Below are 19,244 nucleotides of genomic sequence, written 5' to 3'. Positions count from 1 at the left end.
TCAGCGCTGCGTACGCGTTTGCGTATGCCGCAGCGTCTGCAAAAGTCGGTTGATATCGAGTTGGTCCGCCGCGAGTTCGGGCGAAGCCGGGTTCAGATACGGCACGATGCCGAGCAGCGGCGCGTCGTATTCGCGCGCGAGATGCTCGCGGATCGACGCGATATTTTCGTCGGGGAATGTCATGTCCGGATCGACGCGGTTCGCAACCCAGCCCGCAAGCGTGAGGCCACGCGCGGCGATGGCTTCGGCGGTGAGCAGCGCATGGCTGATGCAGCCGAGGCGCATGCCGACTATCAGCACGACCGGCAGCTTCAACGCGACAGCGAGATCGGCGGTGTCCTGCGTCGTGGTCAGCGGCACGCGAAAGCCACCCACGCCTTCCACGACGACGATATCCGCGCGTTGCAGAGCCTGCGCATGGCAAGCCACGATGTGATCGAGATCGAGCGTGACGTTTTCCAGCGCGGCCGCGATGTGCGGCGCGGCCGGTTCCTTCAGCAGATACGGCGTGCGCATCCCGGGAGGCAGCAAGACATTCGAAGCGGCATCCAGTTGATCCGCGTCTTCGTTATGCAGCACGCCGTTCAGTTCGAAGGCGCCCGCGGCGATCGGCTTCATCGCGGCGGCTTGCAGGCCTTCGCGAACGAAGCCGCGCAACAGTGCCGACGAGACGAATGTCTTGCCGATTTCGGTATCGGTGCCGGTGACGAACAGAGACAGTGCGCTATTCACGTTACTCGCGCTACTCATGCGGCTTTCGCTCCGAGCTGTTGCAAGCCGGCGTCGAGGCGATCGAGGTCCGCGTGCGAATGCGCGGCCGACAGCGAAATGCGCAAACGGGACGTGCCGGTCGGCACGGTCGGCGGCCGGATCGCCGGCACCCACAGACCCGCGCGATCGAGCGCGGCCGCGATGTCGAGCGTTGCCTCGTTCGCGCCGATGATCAGCGGTTGCACGGCAGTGTGCGAATCGACCGGCATCCACGGCGTGGCCTTCAGCATCGCGCGCGCGCGTGCGATCAATTGCTGAAGATGCGCGCGTCGCTCATCGCCTTCAGTGCCACCGATGATACGCAAACTCGCCGACACCGCGTGCGCCGCGGCCGGCACCGATGCCGTGGTGAAGATGTAGGGCCGCGCGCGTTGCACGAGCCATTCGATCACGATCTCATGCGCCGTAACGAACGCGCCCGAGACACCCGCCGCTTTGCCGAGCGTGCCGATCGAAATGAGGTTCGGCGAACGCAGCGCGGCTTGTGCGATCGCGCCTCGGCCTTGCGGGCCGAGCACGCCGAAGCCGTGCGCGTCGTCGACGATCAGCCACGCGCCGTGCTGCTCCGCGAGTTCGAGCAGACGCGGCAACGGTGCGATATCGCCGTCCATGCTGAAGACGGTATCGGAGACGATCACTTTGACGTCCGCATTCGACGCATCCAGCATCGCGCTCAAGGCTTCCATATCGCAGTGCGGGTAGATCTGCACGTCGGCGCGGGACAAACGCGCGCCGTCGATCAGCGACGCGTGATTCAGCGCGTCGGAGAAGAGCGTTGTGCCGCGACCCGCGAGCGCGGTGAGCGTCGCGAGGTTCGCCATGTAGCCGGTGCTGAAGTAGAGCGCGCGCGGCGCGTCCACGAATCCGCCGGCGAATTCCGCGAGATCGTCTTCGAGTTGCGCATGCGCGCGCGAATGGCCGCCGAGCAGATGCGAGCCGCCGCTGCCCGCGCCATAGCGTTGCGCGCCTTCAGCGATGGCCGCGATGAGTTGCGGATGCGCGGCGAGGCCGAGATAGTCGTTGCTGGCGAAGCCGATCATCGCGCGGCCGTCGACCGTCATGTGCGCGGCGCAGGGTGTGTCGGCGGTGCGGCGGCGACGGCGCAGGCCGCGTGCGTCGATTTCCTTCAGCCCTTCGGCGAGTGTGTCGAGCAGGTGCATTAGCGAGTCTCCGCCAGCGTGGCGTCGAAGGTTTCGTGCGTGCGCGAGGCAAGCAGCGCGAGTTCTTCGTCGTCGAGGATATAAGGGGGCATCAGATACACCGTGGTCGAAATCGGGCGCAGCAGCAGTTCGCGCTGCAAGGCGTTTTCGAAGAAGCGGCGCGAGAATGTTTTGGCTTGCTGAGCGTCGTCGATCACGGCGTCGAACGCGAAGATCGTGCCGCACTGACGCAGATTGCGCACCTGCTTGTGCTCGGCGAGCGGCGCGAGCGCGGCCTTCAGCTTCGCGGATTTCAGCGCGTTGACGGCGAGGACGTTGTCGCTCGCGAACAGATCGAGCGTGGCGAGCGCCGCGCGGCAGGCGAGCGGATTGCCGGTGTACGAATGCGAGTGCAGGAAGCCGCGTGCGGTGTCGTCGTGATAGAAGGCCGCGAAGATTTCATCGCGCGACAGCACGATCGAGAGTGGCAGATAGCCGCCGCTAATGCCCTTCGACAAACACAGAAAGTCTGGCCAGATGCCGGCTTGCTCGCACGCGAAGAAGGTGCCGGTGCGTCCGCAGCCGACAGCGATTTCATCGGCGATCAGATGCACGCCGTACTGATCGCACAGCGCGCGCAATCCGGCGATATACGACGCGTCGTGCATGGCCATGCCGGCTGCGCACTGCACGAGCGGCTCGACGATCAGCGCGGCGATTTTCTCGGCGCGCGCGTCGAACAACGAGCGAACGTGATCGAGCGCGCGGCGGCCGACATCGGCGGCGGTTTCGCCCGCTTGCGCGAGGCGTGCGTCGGGCGATGCCACGACCTGCGCGTGGCGGATCAGCGGATCGTAGGCGTCTTTGAAAAGCGCGACATCGGTGACGCCGAGCGCGCCGATGGTTTCGCCGTGGTAGCTGTTGGCGATGCAGACGAATTCCTGCTTGTCGGCGAAACCTTGGTTGCGCCACGAGTGGAAGCTCATCTTCAATGCGATTTCGACGGCGGACGCACCATCCGACGCGAAGAACGCGTGGCCGAGCGTGTTGTTCGTGAGCGCGCTGAGGCGTTCCGCGAGTTCGATGGCCGGTTCATGCGTGCAGCCGGCGAGCATGGCGTGTTCGAGCGTGTCGAGCTGGTCTTTCAGCGCCGCGTTGATGCGCGGGTTGGCGTGACCGAACAGGTTGACCCACCAGGAACTGATGGCATCCAGATAGCGATGATCGGCGCGATCGTAGAGCCAGGGGCCGGCGCCGCGGGCGACGGGCACGAGCGGCAGATGCTCGTGATGTTTCATCTGGGTACAGGGATGCCACACGGCGCGCAGGCTGCGGGCGACCCAGTCTTCGGTTGCTGGCGTTTTCAAAACAACTCCTCAGCATGCGAGCAGGGAGGCTGTGCGGCAATGGCGCTGCGCGCGGCCTGCCCTGCACGGGCATGCGAATACTTCAGGCGAAACGAAACAGGATGTGGCATCGCGTGATGGCGGTGCCGGGTGCCATTGGTGTGCTGAATGCGCGGCGTTGCAGCGCGGTTGTGTGGCCCACCATGAAGCAGCGGGATTGAGTTCGGCGCTTTACACCACGCACTTTTTCGGGAGTGCGCAGCTATGGACGACTTCGAAAAATAGTGAACGCCATACAGTTTGCGGACGCCGCGAATCGCCTAATGAACCCTTCCGAGACTGGCGAGTTGCAAGCCTTGAACCCGGCGTGCTGCCAGAGCAAAGAACAACGACGCCGAGATGGCCAGCATGTCGGTGGTCAGCAACACTTTGGTGAACGGGGCGACGGTGCCGTTCGCGGCCAGATAGTCCCTGATTGCGCCAACCGCCAGGCTGGCGATGGCAACCGCAAAGATGTTAAGGAGCAACATGCTGAAACCGACAATAGATGAGCGCATGGACGGCTGCACCAGGCCCTGTATCAAGGTAGTGGCCGGACCGTACACCGCCAGCGGCATAAAAAACCCCGCGCACATGCCTAGATAGAACAGCAGTGAACCCGCCGGCGCAAAACGGTAGGCGATCATCAACGGAGCGCACACGGCGATCAACAGTGCCATGAAACCGCCGTGGCCACTCTTGAACTTGCGCGCAAAGCGATCGGCCAGGCCACCCCCGATCAGCGCGCCAAGCGTGCCGAACACGAGTTGCAAAGCGCCGATACGCGTCGCCATGCCTGCGGCATTGAGACCGCGCTCGTTGACCAGCCAGATCTGCGTGAAAGCGAGGCTGGGGAACATCATATTCACCATCACGAAGCCGACAATGGTCATGCGCAACGCAGGCATGCTGCGCACCGCAGCCCAAACGGCCCGCATTTGTGCCAGGAACGGAGCGCCCTTCTCGTGCGCAGCGAGCCTGCTGCGGTCTTCCGTCAGGAATGACAGGGGTACTGCGATCAGGAGGCCGACGATGCCGAGTCCATGAAAAGTTTCGCGCCAGCCATGCGATGCGCCAACCGTACCGGCCAGCAGGAAGCTGACACCGATGCCGAGCGGAATCCCCATGAAGAAGATGCTGATAGCCGTGCCGCGCCGATGGGGCGGAAACAGGTCGGCCAGCAGCGCCACCGCAGCCGGCACCAAAGCGGCTTCACCGCTGGCAACCAGGAAGCGCGCGGCCATCATCTGTTCAAAATTCTGGGCATAGCCGGACGCCACAGTGCAGACGCTCCATATCATCACGCCGGCCGCGATCACGCGCGTGCGTGAAAAGCGATCGGCCAACGTACCCATGAACATCGCCATGAAGCCGTAACTCAAGACCCACACGGGGCCCACGAGGAAACCGTATTGGGCGTTGCCAATCGCCAGCTCCCTGGTGACTTGTGGCGAGAAGCCGAGCAGCACGTTGCGGTCGACCTGTGCCAGTATGTGCATCGCCAGCAGTACTAACAGCACGGCGGCCGGGTATTTTTTCCAGTTCATCGAAGTCTCCGGACTATGTCTATGAAACTACTCCGGGACGCAATACAGTCTTTGCCGTATTTTTTTCATCCCGAAGGCCCTTGGTAAGAGCCCGTATTGATTCAGTCTGCCTAGCGCGGCGGCGGAACGGGGCACCCAGGCCTGCGGCTCCTCGTCATGTCCAACTGCTCCGACACGCCGTTGATGCTCCTGCATTGCCTGCCGGTCTGGTCCAGACTCTTATCCAGTCTCTCACCGCATGGTTCGCGCTTTCGGTCCGAGCCGTTGGCGCGCGACGTGATAGGCATCTTCGACCCAGTTGCACAGCAGGGGCCGTGTCGTGGCGGGTTCGATAATGTCGATAACGCCAAATCGCTCGGCCGTTCGAAATGGCGAGGCGATCGCGTGGTAATGGGCTTCGATTTCCTGGCGCCTGGCGAGCGGGTCAGGCGCCTGTTCAATTTCGGTCTTGTAGGCGGCGGCGACACCCCCCTCGATAGGGATCGAACCCCAGCGCGCCGACGGCCATGCATAGCGGTGCGGCAGGGCGGTCCCGCTCGGTCCATGCCAGGGGCTGATCATGGCGCCGGCAAGGCCTACGCAGCGGCGCAGCACGATGGCGAGCCAGGGCACGCTCGATTGTTCGATTGCATTCACGGCCTGCATGCCGGCCGTGATCGTTCCCATACGCTCGGCGTCGGGTCCGGTCATGAGACCTGGCTGATCAACCAGGTTGACGATCGGCAGGTGGAAGGTGTCGCACAGATCAACAAAGCGCGCCAGTTTCAATGCTGCACTACGCGTGAGGGCGCCACCAGCGACTGACGGATTGTTGGTGATGACCCCGACCGCGTATCCGTTCAAGCGTGCGAAGCACGTGATGGTTGAGCCGCCAAAATCCGGGGAAATTTCAAACAGGGATCCATGATCGAATATCGACTTCAGAATTTTTCGTGGATTGAAAATCTTCCGCGAATTCCTCGGAATCGCATCATTGAGCCAGGGATCGCAACGCTGCGGATCGTCCGCACAGGCGGCGACCTGCGGCTGTTCCCAAACATTGACCGGCAGATAGGAAAGAAATCGCTGTGCGGCGGCTAGTGCCTCCTCTTCGCTGTCCACGGCAAGATTCACCGCACCGCTGTGGCGGTGGACCGCGTCGTATCCGCCGAGCTCGTCCTTGTCGATGTCGATGCCGAACGCCTGCTTCACTACCGGCGGACCGCCGGCAAAGACCTGGCTTTGCCCGCGCACCATGATCGAAAGGTGGGACGACGCGACACGAACAGCGCCTAATCCAGCGCAGGCCCCAAGCGCAATGCCGACGACGGGCACTGCGCCAAGCAACTGCGTCATGGGTAGCAACGGATAGCCGGGAATCTTTGTGTGGCCCAGCTTATCCAGTAGCTTGACGCTGCCGCCCGCGCTGTCGATCATGCGGACGATCGGCAACTTGTATTCCCAGGCGTAGCGATCCGTGTAGATCCATTTTTCGGCGACTGCCCCCTCGGAAGAGCCGCCGCGGATCGTGAAATCGTCCGCTGCGACGACGGTCTTACGCCCGTTGATCCGACCGACGCCGGAAATTGCGGTGCTCGGCGTCATCGACTGCCGGACGCCGTCCGGGCCGTACTTCACCGTCCCGGCAAGTATTCCGAATTCGCTAAAGCTGCCGGCGTCGAGCAATTTCTCGATGCGCTCGCGGGCCGTGAGCTTACCCTTGGCATGTTGTTTGGCAATAGCTTCGTCGCCTCCCAGTTGTAAGGCAACAGTTCGCCGGGCGGAAATCTCTTCGATTTCAGGTGCCCATTCCGTCGATGCCGTAGTCGTTGCTTCATCCATTTGAAACCTCTTTCCCAATCAGCTATAGACAGCTGTGATTCCTTCTTGCGTGATGCCATGCCTCGCCATGTAGCTTGCGCGCAGCTCGTTCTTCAAAACTTTGCCGGAACCGTTGCGCGGAAGTTCATCGACGAACTCAATCACGCGCGGCTTCTTGTAACCGGCGATCAATTCGCCGCAGTATTGCCCAAATGCGTCGGTTGTCAGGGTCTGACCGGGGCGAAGCACGACGAACGCTGCCACCAGCTCGCCCCATTCGCGATCCGGAATGCCAACCACGGCCGCATCAAGCACGGCCCGATGGCTGCACAGTGCATCTTCCACTTCGCGCGAATAGACGTTGAACCCGCCACTGATAATCATGTCCTTGTTACGGCCCACGATGTACAGGTAGCCGGCATCGTCGAACTTGCCGAGATCCCCGGTGTAGTACCAGCCGTTGCGAATGCTCTGCTCTTCAAGGTCCGGCCGGCGCCAGAAAGCGACTTCGCCAATACCCCAATGGGCGACAGCGATCTCGCCGACTTCCCCCGCCGCCACAGGCTTGCCGTCTGCATCGTGAATGGCGATATCGACATTGATGGTGGGACGCCCGCACGAGAGCGTGCGCGCAGTCTCGTCAGCCGGGCCGTCCACGACGTGATCATGCGGATAGAGGACGGAAAGAGGTTGCACCACTTCTGTCATCCCGTATTGCTGGCGCAGAATCGGACCGAACCTCATGATGGCGCGCTTGACCGTATCGAGCGGAGTTGGCGCAGTGCCGTAATGGATGCGCCGCAGTGACGACAGATCGGCGGCAGCACCGGCGTCGAGTTCTTCGAGCAGACGCTTGAGCATTGTCGGCACCAGCATCAATTGGGTCACCCGATGGCGCTCGACCAGGGCAATTACCTGCGCGGCATCGAATTTTTCCGCGATCACGTTGCGCGCGCCGCGCAGATAGCACGGCAACAGATAGACTCCCGCAGCATGCGTCAACGGACCAACATGGAGCATCGCGTCATCGACGCCAAGCTCGAACTCCATTGCGTAGAAATGGTTCGTCAAGCGCGTGTACCAGCGCTCGACCGAGTAGGCGACGCCCTTCGACTTGCCGGTCGTTCCCGACGTGTAGGCAATGCGCACCAGCAGTTCGGGCGCAATCGGGAGTGCCGGGAAGCGATCGCTCGCGCCTTCCAGCAAGGCGTCATAGTCAAGCAAGTCGCCATCTGCGACCTTGACACCGATAATGTGCCGCAGCGAGGGAACCCGGGCGCGCATTGCGCACGCGAACTCGGCGAATTCAGGACCGACGATGAGCGTCGTGGCCTCCGCGTCGTTCAGGATATCCGCGTGCTCGGCCAATGTGTGGCGCGCATTGAGCGCGACATAAGTTTGCGCCGCTTTTTCCGCACCGAACACGCTGTCGAGACTCTCGATACAGTTGCCGAGCAAGGTTGCCAAACGGTCGCCTGGACGCAAGCCCAAACCGGTCAAAGCGTTGGCCAGCTGGTTACTTCTTCGTTCGACTTCGGTGAACGAGTAGGTACGGTCGTGGATGATCACCGCCGGACGGTTACCATGCTGCGCCGACGCCCACGAAATGGCGTGGCCGGCGATTTTAGGTTGATGCATTGGTTTTCTCGGAGAAGCGATTCGGTAATTGCTCAGGTTGCAGTTTTCGGCTTGTCCGACATGGCGTTCGTTGCCTCCAGCTGCTTCACGGCCTCATGGCGCGAATCCTCAATGAGTTGATCGCTGGCTGCGCCGGCTTCATCGAAATCACCCGCTTTCAGGGCATTGGCAACCCTGCGCCAGTTTTTGGCCGATTCGAGCCGGCGTGTCGGATCAGCGAGCCCGAGTTGCGTGTAACGCATGGTCTGCCGTGCCAGCGAGCGAATCATCTCGGCGAGCTTGGTGTTATCCGATCTGGCCGCGATGCTCATGCTGAGCCGCGCGCTGATCCGGACGTACTCGGTCACCTTTTCCGGCATTTCGGAAAGGCGCTCGAGCTCACTAACGTCACGGTCCATAGCGGCAATCAGGGCTTCGTCAACAGAAATGAATTTCCTGACCATCAGGCCATGGAGAGCCTTGCGTATTTCAAAGATGTCATTCACTTCCTTGACCGCCAACCGCGTCACATGCGCGCCGCGATTGGGAATCATGCTGATGACGCCATCTTTCTCGAGGAATACGCAAGGCTTCCCGAACCGGACCGCGGCTCACGTCAAACCGCGCGGACATGTCTTCTTCGCGGATGCGATCCCCCGGTTTGAATTCGCCACTGGCGATCAGGCGATAGATCCGCTCGGCGAGTTGGTCCGGTATCGTCTGCGGGCGAAGACTGTCGCGCGGCCGCAATTCCGCGGCTACCGAAGGCGCCTCGGGCGAATCGAGATCCATCCAGTCTGATGAGGTATTCATGCTGTGATTTGAGTGATGAAGTTAATCGGCGTCGAAGCTTGCGAGATCCTGTCCTTCGCGCACTGCGTCCCCTTCATTGATCAGGAGCCTGACCAGCTTGCCGCCGTCGGGCGCCGCGACCGGGATCTCCATTTTCATGGATTCCAGGACCATGATCACATCATCTTCGGCGAGCACGTCGCCTTCGGCGGCACTGATCTTCCAAACCGTTCCGGTGATTTCCGAGCGAATGGTGCGTAACGTCATGGGTCGATTCTCTTTCTGTATCCGAAATTAAATGTAAGTGGGCCAGGCACGCATTTCATGGTGGCCGATGCCGGCATCACGCGCACGCCTTTGACAATCGAGCGTATCGATAAGATGACTACGGGTATCGCGCGGATCGATAATGGTTTGTGCGCCGAACGCCCCCGCCAGCGCATAGGCTGATGTGTCGCGCGAGAACTCGGCTTTCAGCTCTTCGAAGCGCTCTGGCGCGTCGCTCTGCTTGACACCGTGGATCACGCTGACCGCCACCCCGGCATCCATGAAGCTGGCCTCGGCACCAGGCCATGCCGCCACGTTATCGCTATTGCGCCCACCGCCCATGTTCAGGTAGGCCTGACCGAAGCTCTTTCGCAGGATCACGGAGACTTTAGGCACCGAGCACAACTGCAGCGCATGGATCATATTCATGATGTGCGCTGGCGCCGCCTTGCGCTCGCCCTCGCTGCCGACGAGGAATCCGGGCGTATCGACCAGAAAGACGATCGGAATATTGAACGAGTCGCACAATACCAGGAAGGACGTTACCTTGCGGCACGCATCCGGGTCCATGGCGCCGGCCTTGAAGAACGGATTCGACGCGACGATGCCCACCGTTTCGCCATCGAGACGGGCCAGTCCCGTGACAGCGGCACGACCGAACCGGTCCTTCAAGGGGAAAAAACTGTCGCGATCAACGATGGCGGCAATTACCTTGCGCATGTCGTAGGTCTTGCTGCGTTCGACCGGCACCAGTTCCAGCAATTTGCTGGCGTCGGGCGCACTGTCGGCGTTCGCCTCGTACCGCAGTGGCCGCTCGCCGGAATGCGACGGCAGATAACCGAGGAAGCGACGGATCGCGAGCAACGCGGCCTCGTCCGAATCGACCACCATATCGATGAGGCCGGTTTGCTCGGCGTGCAGGCGCCAACCTCCGAGTTCTTCCGGATCGATCTGTTCGTCGATCGCGACGGACGTGACGCGCGGGCTGGATACGGCAAGAAACGCGCCCTTACGCATGACCACAAAATCGGAAACGCAACTGTACCAGGTCGAAGACCCAAGGCACGGTCCGAGCACGGCGCTGACCCACGGTGTTTCGCGCCGACGGCAATATTGCTGCGCATCCTGACCGCCTTGCGCCATCGCCTGCGCGCCCATCGTGTCCGGCACACGCGAACCGGTCGACTCGCCCAGAAAAATCAGCGGCATGCCGTTGCGCGTCGCCGCTTCCTTCATATAAGCGATCTTGCGGATATTGATGGTCGCGGACGAAGCGCCCTTTACCGTCAGATCATTCGATACCACAGCCACGCGCTGCGCTTCGATCTTGCCGAACCCTGTGAGCTTGCCGTCGGCGGGCGCCGAACCCTGATCTTTGACCTGGGCCGGGAGGGCAAGCATGCCGATCTCGCGGAACGAGCCGGCATCGAGCAAAGCGTCGATGCGCTCACGCGCATTCAGCAGACCTGATGCGCGCCGACGCTCGAGCTTCGCGGCACCGCCCATTTCCAGGGTTCTCTGGCGGCGTAACTGGAGTTCAGCGATCTGCGCTTCGTAGCCCGGATGAATTGTTTCCATATTTGAAATAAATATCATGTTGTATCGACTATTGTTTCACTTAATGAGGTCAGTCGATGTGATGGTATCTAGACTACACCCAATTAAGATTGTAGACAATGCTAATGACAACAATTATAGTAGACCCTGTTGTCACCATCGCTGTCCATGGGGGGCAGTGGGAAATGTGGCGGAGTCGGCCCCAGGCATGGAAGCGGGCCAAAGAATCAGGGAGTGACTGATGGGTCTTTCACACGCCGATGTGCGGCGCATTCTCGATATCCTCGATCGTGCCGAGCAGCTCGAGTCGCTCGATATCAAGGTCGGAGATTTTTTGCTGCAGGCCCGCAAACCCGGCGCTGCACCACTTGCGGCTCATGTCACTGACTCCAGCGTCGCCTCGAGGGCCGGGGAGTCATCGTCTGACGCGCCATCGGCAATACCGAAACCAGCCAATCCGGTCAGCGTTGCCGCCGCCGTGGATGCAGCCGCACCGCCGGAAACGGTGCCGGACGGCATGGCGGCGATTCGCTCGCCGATGGTCGGCACCTTCTATCTCACGCCGAACCCGGACGCCCCAGCTTTCGTAGCCGTAGGCAGTGATATCAAGGTCGGCGATACGGTCTGTCTGGTCGAGGTCATGAAAATGTTCAATTCGATCGAGTCCACCGTCAGCGGCAAGGTGCATCGCGTCGTGGCCCGGCACGGTCAACTGGTCCAGCACGACCAGATCCTGATGTTGATTGACGTTACACGCGACTAGAAAGGCCCGATCCAATGAACACTCAACCTTCAATGGCAACCCGCGATATCCGCCGGGTGTTTGTCGCCAATCGCGGCGAGATCGCCGTGCGCATCATCCGCGCCTGCCGAGCACTCGGCATGGAGACCGTCGTCGGCGTTTCCGAAGCCGACGTCGAAAGCATGGCGGCGCAACTGGCCGACCGTTATGTCGTGATCGGCCCGCCCCCCGCTGCCGAGAGTTATCTGATCGCGTCCAATCTGGTCAAAGCCGCGCGCGATACCGAATGCGACGCAGTCCACCCCGGGTATGGCTTTCTGGCAGAGCGCTCCGCGTTTGCACGCGCCTGTGCCGAAGCCAACCTGGCGTTCATCGGCCCGTCGCCGGAGGCGATCGACGCGATGGGCGACAAGATCACTGCGGTGGGTCTGGCCGCCGGGTCCGGCGTGCCGCGCGTGCCCGGCTCCGGCGCCGTAGCCGACGTCGAAGACGCGCGCAGCATCGCGCGTGACATCGGCTATCCAGTGCTGGTGAAAGCTACCGCCGGTGGTGGTGGCCGCGGTATGCGTGTGGTGCGTTCGGAATCCGAGATGGAAGCTGCGTTCAGCTCCGCGGCGAACGAGGCCGGCTCGGCCTTTGGTGATTCCACGCTGTACATCGAAAAATTCATTGAACGGGCCCGCCACATTGAGATCCAGGTGATGGGGGATCAGCACGGCAACGTGGTTTACCTTGGAGAGCGCGAGTGTTCTACCCAGCGCCGCCATCAAAAGCTGATCGAGGAAGCACCGTCGCCAAAGTTGACCGCTGCGATGCGCGCCGAAATGGGCGAATGCGCGGTGCGGCTCGCGCGCGATGTCAGGTATTGCGGCGCCGGAACCATTGAGTTTGTGGTCGACGACAGCGACGGCAAGTACTACTTCCTCGAAATGAATACCCGTATCCAGGTCGAGCACCCGGTCACGGAGATGGTCACCGGGCAGGATCTCGTGGTCGAACAATTGCGCGTGGCATGCGGACTGCCGCTGTCGTTCACGCAGGCCCAGATTTCGATCAGCGGCCACGCGATTGAATGCCGCATCAACGCAGAGGACCCGGAACGGAATTTTCTGCCGCGCGCCGGCCTGATTTCCGAATGGCAGAGTCCCGAAGGCGATGGCGTGCGGGTTGATACCCACTGCTACAGCGGCTACACCGTCCCGCCGTATTACGACTCGCTGCTCGGCAAGCTCATCGTGCATGCGCCGACGCGCGCCGAGGCCATCGAGCGCATGCAGGAAGCGCTCGCGGACTTGCGCGTCACCGGTCCCGCGACCACGGCCAGTTTTCATCAAGCGGTGCTCGCGCATCCGGATTTTGCCGAAGGTCGTGTGACCACGCGCTGGGTCGAGGATACCTTCATGCCCCCCTGGAAAGCAGTACTCAAGGAGAAGACGAAAGCTGCCGAGGCAGCAAAAGGAATCGCAGCATGAACACGCACGCAGTCCGCTTTACCGACGCCAGCCTTACCGATGGTCAAAATGCCGTGTGGTCGGGTGCCATGAGCACGCCGATGCGGCTCGACGTGATCCGGCGGCTCGATGGCGCCGGATTGACCGCCATCGAGGTCTCCAGCCCCGCGCTGTTCACGCAGTGCCTGGCACGCGGCGAGAACCCGTGGCAGTTCATCGAAGCGGCGCGCGAACAGTGCCCGCAAACCGTGTTCCGCACCACGATCAATCTGATGACGGGCCATGGCAAACACGGTACGGATATCCTGTCGACCGACGTGGCAACGCATTGGCTGAAGGAGTTCGCCGCGCATGGCGTGCAGCAGGTCATCGTCATGGATCCGCTGATAGCTATCGCGCGTCTGGCACCCGTGCTGCAGGCAGCGCGCCGACTCGAACTCAGTGCAATCGCCGCGCTTCCATTCGTCGAGGATGCCATTTATTCCGACGCATGGTATGGCGAGCAGGCCAGGGCCCTCGTCATGGCCGGCGCCGCACGCGTGATGCTGCGTGACGAAAGCGGACTGCTAACGCCGGATCGTGTCGCCACCCTCATTCCGGCCCTCAAGGCAGCGTTGGGTGACACCCCGCTGGACTTGCACACCCGCTGCCACACGGCGCTGGGCCCGATGGTGGTGCTCGAAGCACTGCGACTCGGCGTCGACGGGATCGACACTGCACTCCCAAGCCTCGCCAATGGCGCGTCGCTGCCTTCGATCACCAATCTGGTCCGTGCGCTGAGCCTGATCGATATCGCGACGAACGGTCTGGACATGAGCGTGGTCCGCTCCGCTAATGCCGTCGCCGACGATATCGCCGAGCGTGAAGGTTTTCCGCGCGCCGAATGTTGGGTATTCGACCTTGCCCCTTACGCGCATCAGTTACCTGGCGAGCTCGCCGCTGATTTGATGCGGAGTTTGCCCGACACGGGCCGCAACCGACACCTGAATGCGTTTGCCGTCGAATGCGACCGTATCCGCCGCGACATGGGAACGCCCCCGATGGTCGAGCCGTTCGCCACCCCGATCGCCGAGCAGGCACACCTTCACGTCGCAGGCATGCCGCGCTACGCGCAACTGCGGCCCGGCATCCGCCGTCTGGTGCAGGGCATCTACGGCAGCCTGCCAGGCGTCGTGAATGCGGAGCTGCAGTGCCGCGTCGGTACATTTGAAGTTTGCAAGCCGGCGACCATGGAGGCGTTGCGCGAGAACACTCCCGGCGCAACCGATCTTGCGCGGCTCACCGCACATGTATCCGGCTTCAACATCAAGAATTTGCCTCATCCGTTGCCGCCGGCGCAGCTGCGCTACCAGACCCTGTCTCCGTTCGAGACGCTGGCGCGCGGCCTGCTTGAACGCCTCCCGCACTACGCGTCGTTGCGGGTCAAAGGTCCGGACATGGAAATTGTCTACCAACAGTTAGAGGGATAAGGTCGTGCTGTCACATCTTCAACAGACTATGGCGGACGCGCGCGCCCGCGACGGCAGCCGTCCGGCCATCCGTATTTCCGACGGAACGCTGCGCGATGCCCATCAATGCCTGTGGGCCACCCGCATGCGCACGGAACACATGCTTCCGATCGCCGAGCGGCTCGACAGTGCCGGCTTTTCCTTCATCGAAGCCATCGCCATGGTTCAGTTCGATGTAGCGGTACGGTCCCTGAACCAGAACCCGTTTGAGCGCATCCGGCTACTGCGCGACCGGATCACGCGCACGCCGCTGCGCGCCGCGATACGTAGCAATCTGATGAGCGGCTTTTATCCGGTAGCGCCCGATATCAACGAGCTGTTCGTCGAGCGCATGTTTGCCAACGGCATCCGCGATTTCGGCTTCCTGGAGTCCTTGCATTGCTGGGACAACGTCGCGCCCGCCATTCAGACCGCTCGCCGGCTCGGCGCTACAGTCAGCGCAGGGCTGATATTCAACCTCGCGCCAGGCTATGACGCGGCCTTCTACGAGGCCAAAGCAAGAGAAGTGGTCGAGCGCTTCGACGTGCAAAACATCGTCTTCGGTTGTGCGGCGGGAATCATGTCGCTGGAGGATGTCAGGACCATCGTTCCCGCCATCAAGCGCGCCATTGGCCATCGCACGCTTGAATTCAATACTCACTGCCTGACCGGGCTTGGTCCCTTGCTCGCAATCGAGGCCGCAGTGCACGGCGCGGACTGCGTCTTTACCGCCGTCGACCCGTTGACCAACGGCAACTCTGTGCCTTCGAGTCACATGATCGCCAGCAACCTGCGCGCGTTGGGACTCTCTGTCGATCTCGATGACACGGCGCTCGACGATGTCACTCCTTACCTCGCAGCCCTGGCTGAACATGAGGGCCAGCCGGTAGGCGTTGCAGCTGAGTACAACCCGTTTCTCTATAAATCGCAATTCGCGGGCGGCGCCATTTCCAACCTGGAGGCGCAACTCAAACAAGCTGGTTTGGGCGACAAACTGCCCGAGGTGATCCAGGAAATCGCACGCGTGCGCGAAGAGCTCGGCTCGCCCGTCATGGCGACGCCGTTTCCGGCCATCGTGGCCGCCCAGGCGGTCATGAACGTGGTCAACGGCGAGCGCTATCGCGTCGTTCCTGACGAAGTCAAGAAATACATCTGCGGCTACTTTGGCGCCTTGCCGCTGCCAGTGGACCAGAACATTGCCGACCGCATCATCACGAACGGCTCCCGGGATGTCGCCCTGACGCCGCCGCCGCTAGAGCCGGTCCTGCCAGGCCTGCGCCAGCGATACAAGGGTATGGACGACGACCAGATGTTGCTGCGCTATATGTTCGGCGATGAAAAGATTGACGCCCTGGTTCCTACGTCGCAAGACAGTGCGTTCAGTGTCACCCACCCAATCGTCGACCTGGTGGAGACGCTGGCGAAATTGCCCCGCAAGGGCCGCATTCATGTTTCGCGCGGTGACTGGTCGCTGAACTGCCAACTCAAAGGTGGCCGGTCGTGAAGCAGGCATCTGACACTACCCGTGCGCTTCCGGTGCCAACGAGGGAAACCGCCCCCTACTGGCGCATGGCGAACGAAGGCCGCCTGGTGGTGCAGCGCTGCGGCTCATGCGGACGCCGGCAGTTCTACCCGCGCGCATTTTGCACTGCCTGTCTGTCCGATTCCGTCGAGTGGGTCGATTGCAGCGGTCGCGGCACGATTTATACGTACACGATCTGCCACATTGCGGGACATCCCTCGATGGCGGACAAGGTGCCATACGCAGTGGCCATGATCGACCTCGACGAAGGCGTGCGCATGCTGGCCGGGATCGTCGACTCCGATCTCGCACAGGTTGCCATCGGCGCCCCCGTCGAAGTGACTTTCGAGCGCATCAGCGCCGAATACGCGCTTCCCCAATTCAAAATTGCTACAGGTACGTCTTCATGATTATCGATTCATTCGACGCAGGTGTCAGGCAATTCCCTGATCGCATTTGCCTGCAAAGCGGCGAGCTTCGGCTGACTTATCAGGAAATCGAAAACGCATCGCATGCGGTGGCGCACGCGCTGCTGGAACAAGGGCTCGGCAGCGCGCATATCGGCGTGCTGTCGCCCAATCATGAATTGGCTCTCGTCGCCATGCTCGGCATCATGCGCGCGGGCGCGGTCTATGTGCCCCTGAACGCGCGCGATACCATCGACGACATCGCGTGGTTCATGCAGTTCACGGACGTATCGGCCATGTTTTGCCACGAAACGTACCTGCCGCAAATGGAAAAGATCCGTCGTGGTGCGCCGGCTCTGAAAACCGTCATCGGCCTGTCGCAAGCGGCACAACCGTCCGGCCCGACGCTGTCCTCGTGGTGTCAGCAGTTTTCGGGCAAGCGAGTGGAAACGATCCACAAGAATGCCGACGATGTGGCGATCATCAAATCTTCCGGCGGCACGACCGGCAAGCCGAAAGCGATCATGCAAACCCATCGCGCACTTGAGACGGCCTACCGGATCTCGAACCAGTTCACACAACCCGACAAAGATCCCGTCCACCTGTTTGTTGCGCCATTCACGCATGCCGCGGGCGCAACCTTCATGGCGCTGGCGAGATTCGGCGCGCGCAACGTACTTGCGCCTTCCACCGATCCAGGCGAGTTGCTGGCGCTGATCGAACACGAGAAGGTTACGCACATCTTTCTGCCGCCGACATTGATTTACCGGATGCTGGCGCACCCCGATGTCAAGACGCGCGACTGTTCGTCGCTGGAATACGTCATCTACGGCGCGGCCCCGATGTCAGTCGACAAACTGCGCGAGGGGCTGGCACTGTGGGGACAGGTCTTCGCGCAATTCTATGGCCAGGCCGAAGTTCCTGGGGTTATCACATGTCTGTCGCGCAAAGATCATTACGTCAGCGACGACGCGTCGCAGAACCGCCACCTCGGTTCGGCCGGGCGGCCATCGGGCGCATGCGAAGTGGCGTTGATGGACGACAACGGCAACATCGTCGCGCTCGGAGAGCGAGGCGAAATCGTAACCAAGGGCGACCTCGTGTCGTCCGGTTATTACAAGAATCCGGAAGCGACTGCCGACGTACGTGCCTTCGGTTGGCATCACACCGGCGACATCGGTGTCTTCGATGAAAGCGGCTATCTGTACATCGTCGATCGCAAGAAAGACATGATCATCTCCGGCGGCTTCAATATCTATCCGAGCGAGATCGAGCAGGTGATCTTCTCCCACCCTTCTGTCCAGGATTGCGCCGTCGTAGGCACGCCCGACGCGGACTGGGGCGAGCGGGTTACTGCCATCGTCGAGCTCAAGCGCGGCACGACCATCACACCCGAGGAAGTCTTCGCGTTGTGCAAGGACCGCCTCGCCAGTTTCAAGATGCCCAAGCATGTGGAGATCTGGGAAACCCTGCCGCGCAGCCCCATCGGCAAGGTCCTGAAGAAAGACCTGCGCGCGAAGTTTCTGGCCGACGCGCTCAAGCAGGACTGACCCGCATGATCAACAAACACCAACTTGCAAATCGCTACGCTATCGTCGGCATCGGCGAGGCCGGTCTCGGCAAGGCAGCAGAGGGGGAAACCGCCCTATCGCTGCAATGCCAGGCTGCCAGATCGGCGATGCTCGACGCTGGCCTGGTGCCGGGCGATATCGATGCCGTCTTTGCGCATTGGGATGATCGCGCTACGGCGCTTCTGGTATCCGAGTATCTGGGTATCCAGCCGCGCTTCGTCGACAACACCGTCGTAGGCGGGCAATCGAACATCACCCATCTGGTCCACGCGATAGCCGCGATCGAAGCAGGCCTGTGCGACACCGCGCTGATCACCTACGGCAGCACGCAACGGCTCGATCGCAGCCGCAAGGCAGGCGGCATGAACCAGGAGCCGCGCAATCCGGTCGCACAGTTCGTGCAGCCTTACGGCATGCTGAGCCCGATCGGCTTCTATGCGATGCAGGCACAACTGCACATGCACCGCTACGGCACCAAACCGGAAGACCTCGGCGAGATCGCGCTGGCATCAAGGAAATGGGCGCAATTGAACCCCAATGCGTTCGCACATGACGACCTCACGATGGAACAGTATCTGGCCGCCCCCATGCTGGCCGATCCACTGCGCAAGTTCGACATATGCCAGGTGACTGACGGCGCCGGTGCGATGATCCTTACGCGAGCCGATCGGGCGCGCGACCTGAAGCAGCAGCCTGTGATGGTTCGCGGCTTCTCCGAGAAATTTCGCCACCATTTGACGCCGTTCGGATCGGACGACTGGATCGATAACAAGGTCCTTTCAACCATTGCTAATGATGCGTTGGCAATGGCGCAACTCGATCGCAAGGATCTCGATCTGGTGCAGATCTACGATGCATTCACGATCAATGTGTTGCTCGGGCTGGAGAGTCTGGGCTTTTGCGAACCCGGCGAAGCGGGCATGTTCATCCGTGACGGCCGTATCGCGCCGGGCGGCGATTTCCCATTGAATACCTCGGGCGGCGGTCTCTCGTTCAATCATTCGGGCATGTTCGGCATGCAATTGATGATCGAAGCCATCCGACAGTTGCGCGGCGAATGTGGCGCGCGCCAGGTTCCGGAGGCCAAGTCCTGCCTGGTCCAGGCGGGCGGCATGGTGATGTCGGCTTATATGGTGATGGTGCTCGGAACCGAGTAGCTCAGGCCAGTAATACCACCACCGCCTTTCGC

General features: G+C 61.6%; 16 protein-coding genes. 7 read left to right on the top strand and 9 right to left on the bottom strand.

The features are described from left to right. The 9 genes from bioD to B0G77_RS40300 all read right to left on the bottom strand — a co-directional run bounded on the left by bioD (position 1) and on the right by B0G77_RS40300 (position 10,914). On the bottom strand, positions 1 to 750 hold the full coding sequence (gene bioD / locus B0G77_RS40345; protein ID WP_133667428.1) for a dethiobiotin synthase: 750 nt from the start codon (positions 748 to 750) through the stop codon (positions 1 to 3). Further along, entirely contained in the window at positions 747 to 1,931 is a 1,185-nt protein-coding gene (gene bioF, locus B0G77_RS40340) for an 8-amino-7-oxononanoate synthase (protein ID WP_133667427.1), read from the bottom strand. Before bioF ends, bioD begins: the two co-directional genes overlap by 4 nt. After that, positions 1,931 to 3,277, bottom strand: a complete 1,347-nt coding sequence (gene bioA / locus B0G77_RS40335) for an adenosylmethionine--8-amino-7-oxononanoate transaminase (protein WP_133667426.1) — start codon at positions 3,275 to 3,277, stop codon at positions 1,931 to 1,933. The genes bioF and bioA overlap by 1 nt, the downstream gene beginning before the upstream one ends. Before the next feature lie 299 nt (positions 3,278 to 3,576). After that, positions 3,577 to 4,794, bottom strand: coding sequence for an MFS transporter (locus tag B0G77_RS40330; RefSeq protein WP_347814222.1), 1,218 nt, complete (start codon positions 4,792 to 4,794; stop codon positions 3,577 to 3,579). Positions 4,795 to 5,073: 279 nt separating this feature from the next. Then, positions 5,074 to 6,663: a carboxyl transferase domain-containing protein gene (locus B0G77_RS40325; RefSeq protein ID WP_133667424.1), complete on the bottom strand. Its 1,590-nt coding sequence runs from the start codon at positions 6,661 to 6,663 to the stop codon at positions 5,074 to 5,076. A gap of 18 nt (positions 6,664 to 6,681) precedes the next feature. Next, positions 6,682 to 8,280 carry an AMP-binding protein gene (locus tag B0G77_RS40320; RefSeq protein ID WP_133667423.1) on the bottom strand — a complete coding sequence of 533 codons (1,599 nt, stop codon included), beginning with the start codon at positions 8,278 to 8,280 and terminating at the stop codon, positions 6,682 to 6,684. A 32-nt stretch (positions 8,281 to 8,312) separates the two neighbouring features. Further along, positions 8,313 to 8,813, bottom strand: coding sequence for an FCD domain-containing protein (locus tag B0G77_RS40315; protein ID WP_133667422.1), 501 nt, complete (start codon positions 8,811 to 8,813; stop codon positions 8,313 to 8,315). A 280-nt stretch (positions 8,814 to 9,093) separates the two neighbouring features. Beyond that, positions 9,094 to 9,318 (bottom strand): acetyl-CoA carboxylase biotin carboxyl carrier protein subunit, encoded by a 225-nt coding sequence (locus B0G77_RS40305; protein WP_133667420.1) that lies wholly within the window; start codon positions 9,316 to 9,318, stop codon positions 9,094 to 9,096. Positions 9,319 to 9,345: 27 nt separating this feature from the next. Continuing rightward, positions 9,346 to 10,914: a carboxyl transferase domain-containing protein gene (locus tag B0G77_RS40300; RefSeq protein WP_243751490.1), complete on the bottom strand. Its 1,569-nt coding sequence runs from the start codon at positions 10,912 to 10,914 to the stop codon at positions 9,346 to 9,348. A gap of 202 nt (positions 10,915 to 11,116) precedes the next feature. On the opposite strand from B0G77_RS40300, the gene B0G77_RS40295 reads away from it, so the two are divergent. Genes B0G77_RS40295 through B0G77_RS40265 form a run of 7 tightly spaced genes read left to right on the top strand, consistent with a single transcriptional unit; the run spans position 11,117 to position 19,212 of the window. Next, complete coding sequence (locus B0G77_RS40295) at positions 11,117 to 11,638, top strand: biotin/lipoyl-containing protein (protein WP_133667419.1); 522 nt, start codon at positions 11,117 to 11,119, stop codon at positions 11,636 to 11,638. 32 nt (positions 11,639 to 11,670) lie between these two features. Beyond that, on the top strand, positions 11,671 to 13,089 hold the full coding sequence (gene accC / locus B0G77_RS40290) for an acetyl-CoA carboxylase biotin carboxylase subunit (RefSeq protein ID WP_133667637.1): 1,419 nt from the start codon (positions 11,671 to 11,673) through the stop codon (positions 13,087 to 13,089). Then, complete coding sequence (locus B0G77_RS40285) at positions 13,086 to 14,537, top strand: hypothetical protein (protein WP_133667418.1); 1,452 nt, start codon at positions 13,086 to 13,088, stop codon at positions 14,535 to 14,537. The genes accC and B0G77_RS40285 overlap by 4 nt, the downstream gene beginning before the upstream one ends. A gap of 28 nt (positions 14,538 to 14,565) precedes the next feature. Continuing rightward, entirely contained in the window at positions 14,566 to 16,059 is a 1,494-nt protein-coding gene (locus B0G77_RS40280; RefSeq protein WP_133667417.1) for a carboxylase, read from the top strand. Next, positions 16,056 to 16,487, top strand: a complete 432-nt coding sequence (locus B0G77_RS40275) for a Zn-ribbon domain-containing OB-fold protein (protein WP_243751488.1) — start codon at positions 16,056 to 16,058, stop codon at positions 16,485 to 16,487. Before B0G77_RS40280 ends, B0G77_RS40275 begins: the two co-directional genes overlap by 4 nt. Continuing rightward, complete coding sequence (locus tag B0G77_RS40270; protein WP_133667416.1) at positions 16,484 to 18,034, top strand: AMP-binding protein; 1,551 nt, start codon at positions 16,484 to 16,486, stop codon at positions 18,032 to 18,034. Before B0G77_RS40275 ends, B0G77_RS40270 begins: the two co-directional genes overlap by 4 nt. Before the next feature lie 5 nt (positions 18,035 to 18,039). After that, a complete protein-coding gene (locus tag B0G77_RS40265) occupies positions 18,040 to 19,212 on the top strand; it encodes an acetyl-CoA acetyltransferase (RefSeq protein WP_133667415.1) in 1,173 nt (390 codons plus the stop codon). Positions 19,213 to 19,244 lie beyond the last annotated feature (32 nt).

The sequence above is a fragment of the Paraburkholderia sp. BL10I2N1 genome, assembly GCF_004361815.1.
GTDB lineage: Bacteria > Pseudomonadota > Gammaproteobacteria > Burkholderiales > Burkholderiaceae > Paraburkholderia.
The sequence above is the reverse complement of the archived record's forward strand: the minus strand, read 5'-3'. Positions and strand labels throughout refer to the sequence as shown.